The 13,124-nt window shown below is 58.9% G+C and carries 9 protein-coding genes; 7 read left to right on the top strand and 2 right to left on the bottom strand.

Annotation, left to right across the window (positions count from 1 at the left end; all coding sequences use genetic code 11):
- Window positions 1–382: 382 nt before the first annotated feature.
- From ACZ9H4_RS02175 to xylB, 7 genes are all read left to right on the top strand, one after another.
- Window positions 383–1,603 carry an ABC transporter substrate-binding protein gene (locus tag ACZ9H4_RS02175; RefSeq protein WP_476118272.1) on the top strand — a complete coding sequence of 407 codons (1,221 nt, stop codon included), beginning with the start codon at window positions 383–385 and terminating at the stop codon, window positions 1,601–1,603.
- A gap of 107 nt (window positions 1,604–1,710) precedes the next feature.
- Window positions 1,711–2,589, top strand: a complete 879-nt coding sequence (locus ACZ9H4_RS02180) for a carbohydrate ABC transporter permease (RefSeq protein WP_476118124.1) — start codon at window positions 1,711–1,713, stop codon at window positions 2,587–2,589.
- On the top strand, window positions 2,577–3,389 hold the full coding sequence (locus tag ACZ9H4_RS02185) for a carbohydrate ABC transporter permease (protein WP_408139400.1): 813 nt from the start codon (window positions 2,577–2,579) through the stop codon (window positions 3,387–3,389). The genes ACZ9H4_RS02180 and ACZ9H4_RS02185 overlap by 13 nt, the downstream gene beginning before the upstream one ends.
- A 10-nt stretch (window positions 3,390–3,399) precedes the next feature.
- Window positions 3,400–4,434 (top strand): NAD(P)-dependent alcohol dehydrogenase, encoded by a 1,035-nt coding sequence (locus ACZ9H4_RS02190; protein ID WP_408139402.1) that lies wholly within the window; start codon window positions 3,400–3,402, stop codon window positions 4,432–4,434.
- Between the two features lie 3 nt (window positions 4,435–4,437).
- Complete coding sequence (locus ACZ9H4_RS02195; RefSeq protein WP_476118125.1) at window positions 4,438–5,613, top strand: ABC transporter ATP-binding protein; 1,176 nt, start codon at window positions 4,438–4,440, stop codon at window positions 5,611–5,613.
- A 41-nt stretch (window positions 5,614–5,654) separates the two neighbouring features.
- A complete protein-coding gene (locus tag ACZ9H4_RS02200) occupies window positions 5,655–6,533 on the top strand; it encodes an AraC family transcriptional regulator (RefSeq protein ID WP_408139405.1) in 879 nt (292 codons plus the stop codon).
- Between the two features lie 48 nt (window positions 6,534–6,581).
- Window positions 6,582–8,042 (top strand): xylulokinase, encoded by a 1,461-nt coding sequence (xylB, locus tag ACZ9H4_RS02205; RefSeq protein ID WP_476118126.1) that lies wholly within the window; start codon window positions 6,582–6,584, stop codon window positions 8,040–8,042.
- Between the two features lie 1,073 nt (window positions 8,043–9,115).
- Here the strand turns inward: xylB and ACZ9H4_RS02210 are convergent.
- Both ACZ9H4_RS02210 and ACZ9H4_RS02215 read right to left on the bottom strand, forming a co-directional pair.
- A complete protein-coding gene (locus tag ACZ9H4_RS02210; RefSeq protein WP_476118127.1) occupies window positions 9,116–9,934 on the bottom strand; it encodes a hypothetical protein in 819 nt (272 codons plus the stop codon).
- A 1,079-nt stretch (window positions 9,935–11,013) separates the two neighbouring features.
- Window positions 11,014–12,531: a glycoside hydrolase 5 family protein gene (locus ACZ9H4_RS02215; protein ID WP_408139572.1), complete on the bottom strand. Its 1,518-nt coding sequence runs from the start codon at window positions 12,529–12,531 to the stop codon at window positions 11,014–11,016.
- Window positions 12,532–13,124: the final 593 nt, after the last annotated feature.

Here is a 13,124-nt window from a genome sequence, read left to right on the forward strand (position 1 = left end):
ATAACAGCGCCGACCACAACTCGATCGATGCACGCCGGAACAGACCTGTTCCGCACTCGTCGTCTGTATTTTCGAGACGAAACAGCGATTGACGCGATCTGACCGGAGTCCTCCACTGCGTGAGCACTTACGGGGCCGCTTCGGTCACTGACACATTTTGTGCACCGCACCTGGAGCGCGAGCAAAAAGTATCAGCGTCTTCCGCCTTTTGCAGTGGCTGGCCATTGGCCGCGACCACTACAGTTCTCGTCACCGTACGCTTGGTCTGCTCTCAATCGCAGCGCCCCGTATGGCAATGCCAAAGAACATTCCAAAAGCGGAGACGAGAGTGAAACCAATTCAATTGTTGACAGTTTGCACGGCCCTGGGCGCAAGCCTCCCCATGCTGGCGACGGCACAGACCTGCAACGTTCCCGCGCTTAAAGTGCTTGCCCAGAAGAGCCTCGGCCTGACAGTCATGGAGAAGTCACTGCCCGACTATGAAAAGCGCAGCGGCACCAGGATTGAAATCAACTACTTCGGTGAAAACGACCGTCGCTCGAAATCGCGACTCGACGCGTCAACGGGCGCGGGATCCTATCAAATTTATTATGTCGATGAGGCGAACGTCGCGGAGTTTGCATCGGCAGGCTGGGTCGTACCGCTGCTGAAGTACTACCCCAAAGACGCCGACTACGACGACTTCCTGCCGGGCCGACGCGCGGTGGCGAGCTATAAGGGCGTCGCGTATTTTGCCCCGCTGATTGGCGGCGGCGACTTCCTGTTCTACCGTCGCGACTTGCTCGAGAAGGCCCATCTCCCGGTGCCGAAAACGCTCGACGAACTCGTTGCGGACATCAAGAAGCTCAATGCCCCGCCCAACATGTACGGCTGGGTTGCACGCGGACAGCGCGGCTCCGGTATGAACGTGTGGCGCTGGGCGCCGTTCATGCTCGCCGAGGGCGGCACCTGGACCGACAAGAGCCAGGCGCCGGACTTCAATTCGCCGGCCGCGGTGAAGGCGACGCAACTGTATCGTGACCTCTTCAAATACGCGCCTCCCGGTTCGGCGACGTACGACTGGAGCAACGCGCTCGAAGCGTTCCGTTCCGGCAAGGTCGCGTTCATGATCGAATCGACGCCGTTCGCCGACTGGATGGAAGATCCGACCAAGTCGAGCGTCGCTGACAAAGTCGGATACGTCAGGCCGCCGGCCCCGTTGCCCTCGGCTGCCTATGGTCATGGCCTTGCGATTTCCTCGGTCGGCGCCAAGGACGAATGCACGCGTCAAGCAGCAGGGAAGTTCATTGCCTGGGCGACGGGCAAGGATCAGGAGCAGGCCCGCCTGCGCGACAACGTCTTTAGCGACTACAACCGCTCGAGCACGATCAAGAGCGATTACTTTCAGAAGCACGTCAAGCCGCAGATTCTTGCCGGCCTGAACGATACCAACCCGGTGACGAAGGTCACGATCTGGTCAAGCCCACAGTGGCCGGACATTGGCGACAACCTTGGTATCGCGCTGGAGGAAGTGTTCACGGGTACGCAGCCCGATGTTCAGGCCACGCTGAACGACGCCGTTCAGTACGCCCAGGACGCGATGGAGCACGGCGCGAAGAAGTAGTGCGCACGCCCCTTGCAGCACGGGTTGTGCTGCAAGGGGCGCCGCCGGTTCATTCGTGCTCTCACAGGAACACTGAGTTCGCGGATTCTAAGTTGTTGGAGAAGTCAATGTTCAATCGGGGTAAAACCAGTCTTCCGTTCGTATTTCTTGGACCGCCTCTCGCCTTGATGGCGGTCCTCGGTCTAGTTCCCACTATCGCCGCAATCAACCTCGCATTGAAAAATCGCGTACTGCGCTACCCGGATAGCGAGTACGTCTGGCTGCGCAATTTCGTCCGGTTGTTCTCGGACAGACGGTTTCTCAATTCCATCGAGGTATCGGCGATCTGGGAAATCACGACGGTGGTCGGTGCGGTCGTGGTCGGCGTTCTGGTTGCGACGTATCTCTTCGAGCAGATACACGGCAGGATGCGCAGCGTCATTTCGCTGTTGCTAATCGTGCCCGTGCTTCTACCGCGAGTCTCGGCGGCCTTCATCTGGAAGTTCATGTATTCGCCTCTGACGGGCATTCTCAGCTGGTTTCTCGGTCTGCTGGGAGTCGAGAACACGGCTTTTCTGTCCGATCCGCACCTGGCGTTGTATGCGGTGGCGCTCGTCGATATCTGGCAGTGGGGATTGTTCTTCGCGGTCGTCATATTGAAACTGCTCGAAACGCTGCCGCCCGAGCCGCTCGAAGCCGCGCGTCTCGACTACGCGCGCACCTGGCAGGTCTACGCCTATATCGCATTGCCGATGCTGAAAGTGCCGATCATGAGTCTGGTGTTCATCAAGATGGTCGAGTCGCTGCGCTCATTCGATCTGGTCTATGTGATGACCAAGGGCGGCCCCGGGATCACGACTGAAACGCTCGACATGTATGCGTATTCGCAAGGCATCGGGTTGTCCGGGAAGGTCTCGTATGCCTCGAGCATGGCCGTGCTGATGATGGTCGCGACCACACTGATTTTCACCTTCATCTGGAAGCGGGTGAACAAATGGGAAGACTGATCTCGCGAAGCGCCAGTTGGTCGTTCGGCACGGTGCTCGCCATAGTGGCCGTGTTTCCGATCTTCTGGGCGTTTCTCAATTCGTTGAAAAACCTGCTCGACATCGTTACGCCGACGCCGCGCTTCTTTTTTACGCCGACACTCGACAACTACCGGCAGGTCGTGTCGAGCCCCGAGGTACTTACCGGACTCGCCAACAGCCTTTCTATCGTCGGTTCTGCCGTCGTGCTGGGCGCGCTGCTCGGCGTACCTGCGGCCTATGTCATCGCGCGCTATCACCTGCCGGCCAAGCGCGACATCCAGTTCTTTCTGTTGTCGCTGCGGTTTCTGCCACCGGTCGCAATCGCCGTCCCGTTGATCGCTATCTGGGTCGATGTCGGGCTGTACGACACGAAGCTGTCGATGGTGGTGACCTATCTGCTGGTCACGCTGTCGACCATCACATGGTTGTCCATTCCGGTATTTCAGCGCCTGCCGCGTGAAGTCGAAGAAGCCGCGACGCTGGACGGGTACGGCCCGTACGGGGTGTTCTGGCGGATTGCATTGCCGCTCAGCGCAACCACGCTGATGGGCGGCATCGTGTTCAGCTTCGTACTGGTCTGGAACGAACTGATGATCGCACTCGCCCTGACGTCGTCGAGAAGCGCGACGCTGCCGGTCGTTGCCTCAGCGTTCACTTCGCTCGGGCAGGAGGTGCCGTGGGGCGTGATCAACGCGTCCACGGTCCTGCTCGCGCTTCCTCCGATTATCTTCGTCGGCATCCTGAGCCGGCTGTTGAATTCAATGCTCAAAGGCAAGTAAGGAGATCGTTTTGAAAGCCCTCGTACTCGAAGAAGCGCGCCAACTTGCACTGCGCGATATCGACTTGCCGCTCGAAGTCGGCCCTCGCGACGTCAAGATCAAGATTCATACGGTTGGCGTTTGCGGTAGCGACATCCATTACTACACGCACGGACGCATCGGACCATTCAAGGTCGACGCGCCGATGGTGCTCGGTCACGAAGCGTCCGGCACGGTGGTCGAAACCGGCAGCGAGATCACCCACCTGCGTGTGGGCGACCGCGTTTGCATGGAGCCGGGCATTCCGCAATTCGACTCACCGGCAACGATGCGCGGCCTGTACAACCTCGACCCTGCAGTGCGCTTCTGGGCAACGCCGCCCATTCACGGTTGCCTGACGCCTTACGTCGTGCATCCGGCGGCATTCACCTTCCGGCTTCCCGACAATGTGTCCTTCGCGGAGGGTGCGATTGTCGAGCCGCTATCGATCGGGCTACAGGCCGCCAAGAAAGCTGCGATGAAACCCGGGGATGTCGCGGTCGTGATCGGTGCGGGGACAATCGGCGCGATGACCGCCCTGGCTGCACTGGCGGGCGGCGCATCGCGCGTCATTCTGGCCGACATGGTCAAGGAAAAACTGGCGCTCTTTGCCAACAATCCCGCGGTGACAACCGTAGATGTGCGCGAGCAACGGCTCGCCGATGTCGTTCGTGAAATCACCACGGGCTGGGGCGCCGACGTCGTATTCGAAGCGAGCGGCAGCGCGAAGGTCTACGATGACCTGTTCGACCTGCTTTGCCCAGGTGGCTGCGCGGTCCTCGTCGGCATGCCGGTCGACCGCGTGCCGCTCGATGTTGTCGCCATGCAGGCGAAGGAAGCGCGCCTCGAATCGGTGTTCCGCTACGCGAATGTGTTCCCGCGCGCGCTGGCGCTGATCAGCTCGGGCATGATCGACGTCAAGCCGTTCATCTCGCGCAAGTTCGCGTTCGCTGACGGCCTCACGGCGTTCGAAGAGGCTGCAGCAGGTCGCCCGAACGATGTCAAAATCCAGATAGAGATGGACTGAGCCATGGCCAAAATCGTCTGCAGAGGTCTCACGAAACGTTACGACGGCGGTCCACCGGTGTTGCACCCACTCGATATGGAAATTACCAATGGTGAGTTCGTGGTGTTGCTCGGCCCATCCGGATGTGGCAAGTCCACGATGCTTCGCATGATTGCGGGTCTCGAAGGCATCACCGGCGGTGACCTCGCGATCGGCGACACCATCGTGAACGACTTGCCGGCACGCGAGCGCAACGTCGCGATGGTGTTTCAGAACTACGCTCTGTACCCGCATATGACCGTGTATGACAACATCGCGTTTGGTTTGCGCCGATTGAAGGTACCGGCTGCGGAGATCGATCGCCGCGTGCGAGAAGTTGCCGCGCTGCTGAACCTCGACGCGTTGCTCGATCGCAAACCGCGCGCCATGTCCGGCGGCCAGCAGCAGCGCGCGGCGATCGCCCGGGCGATGATCAAGACACCTGAGGTGTTCCTCTTCGATGAGCCGCTGTCCAACCTCGACGCGAAACTGCGGGCGCAACTACGAGGCGATATCAAGCGGCTACACCTGCGCCTGAAGACCACGACGGTCTATGTGACGCACGACCAGCTCGAGGCCATGACGCTCGCCGACCGCGTGATCCTGATGCGAGGGGGGCGGATTGAGCAGGCCGGCACGCCATCTGATCTCTACCATTTCCCGCAGACGCTGTTCGCCGCAGGTTTCATTGGTACACCCGCCATGAATTTACTGTCCGGGACAGCCGAGCGAACCGGTGAAGCCTGTTTCGTGAAGGTACAGGACCAGCGCTGGGCGCTCGCCGGGCCGCGTTTCGCAGGACTGCAGGCCGGTCAGGCGGTGAAGCTTGCAATCCGGCCGAACTATCTGAAGCTGGCGTCTGCAGACAACGAGACCGGCTCGCTAAGGTTTCGCGGCAAAGTGGAGCTGATCGAACTGCTGGGCGCGGAGGCGCTGGTCACGTTCGAATTCGCCGGCGAACGCCTGGCCGCCCTGGTGCCGGCGGAGGACCTGCCCGAACTGGATAGCGTGGTAACTTTCCAGTTCAAAACCGCCGACCTGCACGTCTTCGATGCCCAGACGGAGCAAAACGTTTCATTGCCCGTTCCTCCGAGCAGCAGAACGACACTCGCCAACTCGCCACATCAAGGCGCAGGCGTACAGGGAGCGGCTTTGCATTAACACAAGAGGCGGCGTCGAGACAGCCGGGAAGGAGAAGCGGTATGAATCCAGATCTGGAATTGGTGCACACACGACGGGACGAGTCGTTCCGAGCTTGGGCGCACGACTATCCGCATACAGTGGCGAAATGGCACTTTCATCCGGAGTATGAGATTCACGTCATCCGGGCGTCTTCCGGCAAGTTTTTTGTCGGCGATTTCATCGGCGACTTCACGCCGGGCAACCTGGTCATCACCGGGCCGAATTTACCGCACAACTGGATCAGCGAAATCGGCGAGCGCGAAACCGTGCCGTCACGCGACGTGGTTCTGCAGTTTTCGCGCGACGCGGTTGAACGCATGGTGGCCGCGTTCACCGAGTTGCACGCGATTGTCGGTCTGATCGACGACGCGGCGCGCGGGATACAGTTTCCGGACTCGGTGGGTCTGGCCATCGCGCCCATGATGCTCGAGCTTGTCGTGTCACACGGTTGCCGCCGCGTCGAGTTGTTGATGTCGATCTTCGACAGGTTGTCATCGTGCACCGAGCGCACTTTGCTGGCGGGACCCGCATACGATGTCAATGCGCACCGCTATATGCAATCCACGATCAACCAGGTGCTCTCGTACATTCAGCAGAATCTTCCGGGTACATTGCGCGAAGCTGACGTCGCCGAACTTGCCGGCATGAGCGTGAGCACGTTCACACGTTTTTTCCGGCGACATACGGGGTGTACGTTCGTGCAGTACCAGAACCGGCTCCGGATTAACGAAGCGTGTGAACTGTTGATGTGCTCGACGCTTAGCGTAACGGAGATCTGCTATCGCGTTGGCTTTAACAATCTGTCGAACTTCAATCGTCAATTCCTTTCAACGAAGGCAATGCCGCCCTCGAAGTTTCGCGCGCTGCATCAGCTTAACGAACACATGATCGCGGCTTGACGGTTTGCTTCGGCAAGACGAGCAGGCCGCAAGAACCAGGACGACATCTTGACTTTCCTTGGAATCGACCTTGGGACCTCCGAGGTCAAAGCGTTACTGACAGACGACGAATCGCACACAATTGCCACCGGCAGCGCGCGACTCGAAGTCGAGAAAATTCATCCCCACTGGTCCGAACAGAGCCCGCAGGCATGGTGGCACGCCACGCTAGACGCAATCGCTCAAGTGCGAGCGTCTCATCCCGCCGGCTTCTCGGCGCTGCGCGGCATTGGGTTATCTGGACAGATGCATGGTGCGACGCTGCTCGATCGCGCAGGCCAGGTGTTACGCCCGGCGATCCTGTGGAACGACACCCGGGCGGCTGCCGAATGTGTGGAACTCGAAGCGCTGGTTCCAGAGTCGCGCTCGATTACCGGCAACCTGGCGATGCCGGGTTTCACCGCGCCGAAACTGCTCTGGCTGTCCAAATACGAACCGGCCGTGTTCCGCGCGGCGCACAAGGTGCTGTTGCCGAAGGACTACGTGGCGTGGCGGCTAACTGGCGAGTTCGTCTCCGACATGTCCGATGCGTCGGGCACCCTGTGGCTCGACGTCGCGAAGCGTGACTGGTCGGACAGGATGCTCTCCGCGACCGGCCTTTCGCGTGAACATATGCCGAGGCTGGTGGAAGGCAGTGAGGCTGCCGCACAGTTGACCGAACCATTGCGGCGCGAATGGGGCATTGCTGGCCCTGTGCTTCTGTGCGGCGGTGCGGGGGATAACGCGGCCAGTGCAATCGGCATGGGTGTCGCCGAGGCCGGGAGCGCGTTCCTGTCATTGGGTACGTCCGGCGTGCTGTTCGCCGGGACCGACCGGTTCGCACCGAATCCCGCGCAGGCGGTGCACGCGTTCTGCCATTGCTTGCCCGAGCGCTGGCACCAGATGAGCGTCATCCTGTCCGCGGCTTCCAGTCTCGCGTGGCTGTCCGACGTGCTCAAGACAAATGTCGCCGAGCTTGCCGGCCTTGCCGAGACGGCCGACGCGCAGCGTGCGCCGCTGTTCCTGCCGTACCTGAGCGGTGAGCGTACGCCTCACAATGACGCGAATGCAAAGGGTGTGTTCTGGGGGCTCACCGGCGCTCACGATCAGGCCGACCTTGCATACAGTGTGATGGAAGGCGTCGCTTTCGCGATGGCCGACGGCTATGCGGCGCTACAAGGTGCCGGGACGACACTGGACACCGCGTCTTTCATTGGAGGCGGCTCGCGTAGCCGTTTCTGGGCGAAGCTTTGTGCAACAGCCACTGGCGTTGCAATGCGCCGCCATCATGGTGGAGATGTCGGCGCCGCTTTGGGCGCTGCACGGCTCGCGCGGTTGGCCGTTGCAAAGGAGCACGTCTCGCAGGTATGCACGTCTGCGGCAACGATCGAAGTATGCGAGCCCGACGTAGCGCAACGGACCGTGACCGGGGACCGGCTGGCACGCTATCGCAGAATATACGCGGCGCTTAAAGACGAATTTCCCAGATAGCTGTTCATCCAGATCCGCGTATCCCGGAGTTCCGAATTGAGATTGTGATGTCTTGGGCCGCCTTCCCGTCGCGCTGTTGCTTCTTTCCGTGTCCATGGCCAGGATTGCTGGCGACGGTGCGCGAGGCGTCGTGAAGATCGCGGCGTGCGATCCCAATTTGCCTGCGGGATATCAGGACGAGCCTTGCACCTGACTGTGGGCGGATTACGTCAGGCCGTATGCAGTCGTCTGGACAACCTCGGTCCGACGATACTCGCGATTGCTAGCGGACATTCACAGACGCCCACTTCTTTGTCCGGCTGTCGGACCTGGCTGACGATCTGCCTGCGGTCACGCCCCAACGAATGACCGCTGTCTGGGAGCGACGCAGACGTTCAAACGTCCGCTCCACGCAGTGGCTGAACGGCCGGAAATGGCCGGTAGTACGTGTTCGCGGAAACCACAGGTAAAGAGCCGCCGAGGATTCCAATGCCCGGTCCTGGGACGATCCTCGAACTGGTGCCATCGGCCAGGACCGGTCGCTCGCACTCCACTGGCGAACGCCCGCTGACGAGTGACGAACCGTCATTCGGTAAGGCGGCGACCGATGTTTCGTCGAACGATCCGGCTCCAATCTCATGTGCTGCGTGCAGCGGCTAAGCCGCCGGATTCAGCGAAAAGATTTCGTCACGAAGCCGTATCGCCCGGCATTGCGGCGTGGGATCTCACCGGGAACACCCGTCTACCACCCGGCGGTGCATATAACGGTTCAAGCGTATGATCGGAGCACGACTGGCGCGCTGACGGTCGTGAGCTCTTCGTTGCAGGCAGGTGGAGCACATACCCCACGATCTTGGTAGTGTCGGCCGCAATGAATTCAAAGCAGTCAGTTTGTTCCGACGGAGCTGTAGTGGCGTTATAGGCTGAACGCTTCCACAATCATGGTCTGTGACAAATCGGCTTCGCTATCGAGATAGGTGGGAGAACAACGGCGCTTTGAATTCCAACTCGTCGTACGCGTATTTCACACACCGTCTGCTCAGATAACTCAGTCGCTACAGATGCAAAGTGGCCCGCTAGCGCGGCCACTTTGCTCATGCCGTTTGCGAAAATCCCAATGACCTGGTTTCGGAGTCCGGGAAGAAATTAGGGATCACAGAAGTATTCTGAAAGACATCCATCTGGCCGCCAGAAAGCGTCTTGCCGGATGTCGAAACGAAGTTTGATGTACCGTTTTCAAAAGCCTGCGCACTTTTGGCGAACAGCAGAAAGCCAGCTGCGGTGGTCGGATCCTGACCGAGATCCATCTTGCTCCCATCCGCCAACTTGTAATCGCCGTCCTTCATCTGATATTTCTGCGCATCCTGCCCAAGCGACTTGAAAAGCGACATGAAACCCCCAAGCCCGTCCGCTTTCTGGCTAACCGCATCTGACTGCGATGCGGTTAGCGGCGTTCCATCCGCTTCCGACCACTTCGCATAGCCGCCGACGGCGTCATCATGAAAAGCCTTTACAGAGGCGACGAGTGAAGTATTGCCGTTCAGCTTACCTTGAAGCCACGATATATCGCTTGCACTCAGGTCTTTCGATGTGACCTGAATCGAGCCGTTGCTCGAATGGAAATCAAAATGTGCATTGGCGAGGTCCGGCCGCTCGGACACTACTGACTGCATTGTGGAAGTTAAGGCGTTAGCGATGTTTCGCGCGTCGTTCCCCATCTTCAACGGTGCGCCTAGAGCATCCAGATACTTTGCGACGCGAGCCGCTGTCGCAGACGGGTCGGCGACGCTCACCGTGGCTTGCGCCGGCGACGCTTCCTTAGCTGGCACAGACTGCATCAACCCGGCAGAACTCAGCGCGAACGGGTTCAATGTCGCCGCGTTTGAACTTGTCGAACCGATTGATGGGCTCATTCGTTCCTCTCTCTTTGTCCCCTAAGCTGACTGACGGCTATTTTCCGAAAAACTTGAGTTTGAAAGCGTCGAATGAACGTTTTGAGTTGAATGGAGCCCCGACAGGATGCTGGCACCGGTCCGCATGGGCAGGCCTTCCCCGGCTGGCCGGGTAGCGTTATCACGATACGCGTCGAGCCTCGCTCTTGGGGGGCTTCAATGCCCGATGCATCCGTTCGCAAAAGGTCGGCCGCCTAACTGGCCATAAAGCTGATCTCCGCAGGCGGCCTCCTGCTGTGGCTGCTTTTGAGCGCCGTGATGACATTTGAAGAAACTAACCGAAGGGCAGAAACGGGTCGAAAGTACGCGTTCGCCGATATCACAGTGGCTGTTCCGTGACTGCCGCTGTCGAAGGACTGCTGTGATGCAGTGAGCGGGCATGCGAACGGCGGCTTAGGCCCGAACAACCGGCCGATCGGCCACCTGCATAGCCAAGGCCTCCCGTCTCAACTTCTACTTAATCCAACGCCGCGCACCATCTCCAAGCGATTTCTATAGGGCAGGAATTCAACTTTTTCTTTATTCCGCCAACCTTCTCGCGCCACACCTCAATACAATCAATGAATTATCGGCAGCTGAAATTAAATTCAACTTCCGGCTTACTGCGGCGAAATTCCATCGCCTTTTGGTTTAAACAAACGCACTACAACGAAGATCTAGCCGCAGCTTACGGTTCACCTCTTCCTTTATTTTTCTCCAACTTATACCTTATTCGACAGGCGTTGGAAATTAACGCAAAAGATGAGTCGACAGGTCGTCTTCTGCGCTAACGAAAGCGACGAACGGCTATTGCTTTAACATGCCGGCGTAAGCTGCTCTCACGCCGACAACTGATTTTGCACGAATGCTCTCATAGAGTGCCTCAACCTTCTACCACCCTATTTGCAGTCCGAAGTATCTATCCGGGTTGTTCTTATTGAACAACACAGTCGGCTCGACCGGTCCATCGCCGTCAGTGGCTCTCCTGGTGGCAGAACTGCTGATACAACAACTGCCAGAGGACCGACCGCCGTGCATCCGCCTGTTGCTTCGACGACCCTTTACTTGCCCTGCGCGTTGAACCAGCCCGGACCTATCGGTGCGTATCCCCCGCTGCCCGCAGCGGCAGCCGCTGCCATCGCGCCGAAATTAGGCCATGCGGGGTAGTACTGACTCGACGGCGCGTGAGAACTCCCAGCGATCTTCGCCGCACCCTGGTTGCCCGTCGAGCCGGTCGTCGAACTCATCGTCACGATGCCGAAGTACGGTTCGTAGACGTTGGTGCTGCTCGGTAACCACAATGCCTGGTCTGAATAGCTGTACACGTAGACCGGACCGTACATCCCCTTCGGCTGGCGCCCAACCCAGGCCATCAGTGCACTGTATTCGCGTGCCTGGTTGGCCTGCGTCAGGTAATACGAGAGGTCCGTCCAGACTTGAAAATTGGCGTTCGTGTACGTGGTCGGGTCGTCGCCTAAATAACCCGTGAAATTTGTCGCGCCATCCGAACCCGTGGTCGGCACGCCGAACTCGGTAAGGGCGATCGCCTTCGCTCCGTCGCCGTGCGCGCTCATCTGCTCGCGCAGGCTCGTGCCCGTATAGCTCGCGAATGTATTTCCTCCGTCGCTTTCCGGCCAACCGTACGATGGCGACGAAAACGTATGCCACATCACGTTGAACGCATTCGAGTATTGCGGGAACATCGAGTTGAGCGTCGTACTCGGGCACTGATCGGGCGCCGACTGCCAGTCGTCACTGTAACAGTAGGGGTGGTGGGCAAGCGCATCGAAATATCCCTGGGCGCCCTTCGCGTACATCACTGCCAGCCAGTCACGCGGGTTCCACTGCATTGGCGCCGGGTAGCTTGGGTTGGTCGAATTGACGAGGCCCGCGATGCCAGTCGACGGCAGAGCACCGGTCGTGTTATTCGGCCACGTAGTACAGCCTGAACTACCGCCAGCGTATACATAGGCGCCCGGATTTGCCTGCTTGATAGCCGGGTAGACGCTCTTCAGGATCGTCGTGTAGAGGGCGGGATCATGAGGCATGAAATCATCGCCGCAGTTGGGCTCGTTCCAGATCTCCCATGCATCGACCTGGCCACCGTAACTATCGCTGCTGTAATGCTTGGCCGCGGCCCGCGCAAAATTGGTATAGAGAGTGGGATCCGGCGCGCACAGCCAGAATGGAACGTAGTTCGTTTGCTGATAGCTGCTGGAACACGCTGAACTTCCTGCCCATGGAGGGGTCAGCAAAATGACGCCCAGCACCCTCAAGCCGTTGTTGCGGGCGGCCCGGATAATCGTGTCCGCTACTCCCCAGGTCAACCCACTGCTTGCGCCCGGATTAGGATCGCTGTCATTGATCGTCGTTGGCGAGGGTTGGGTTTGCTCCCAGTTGATGACAATCCGAATCCAGTGGGCTTTTGTCGCCGCCAGGCCGGCCATGTAATTGTTGATTGCCTGAGTCGGATTGTCGGGGTTCCGGTAGATGATGTCGCTGATTTCGCTGCCCAGGTTAATGCCAGGCACGGGCGTATTGGTCTGCCCGAGTGCAACCCGGCACCCGAACAGCGCCATAATGAGCACACTCCAGCCGAGCCCGACCCTTGCTAGATTCAATGGAGTGAACAGGAATTTTTCCACGATGGACCGTATCTGGCCGCAGAGAAATCTGGATTGTATTCCAATCGTTACGCGTACTGCGTTTATCTTTTGCCAGGCAAAAATAGCACTATATTTTTATGCAGTACGTGAGATTTTTAAGTAAATAACGACATTTGACTATTAAGGAAACCGTAGTAGTTCGGCGGTTACCGCCAGTATGAAGGGCTTGGCCTAAAGACCTTGCGCGGCCGAACGCGACCGGATGCCGCGCGCGCCGGAACTCTCGAACCGCGCATCACGCAGAGGATCGTCTACCTTTCGGCCTCTCTATTATTTGTCCCGAATTCTGCTTTATTCGCCAGGGCGTGACAAATAAGGCGGAATTTGAAACCCGATTCCGGCTTCCGCTTTGACGCAACCTCATTCGAGCAAATGCGTTAAAGAATCATTGAGGCGGCGCAGCGATGCGCCATCTCACTACAGGCATGAATGAGTGAGATTCATCAGGGACGGTCATTGTCATTCAACCCTATGGCCTGTATTCGCTGAAAGTCTTCCCCACCTGA

Source organism: Paraburkholderia sp. TE9906 (genome assembly GCF_056279605.1).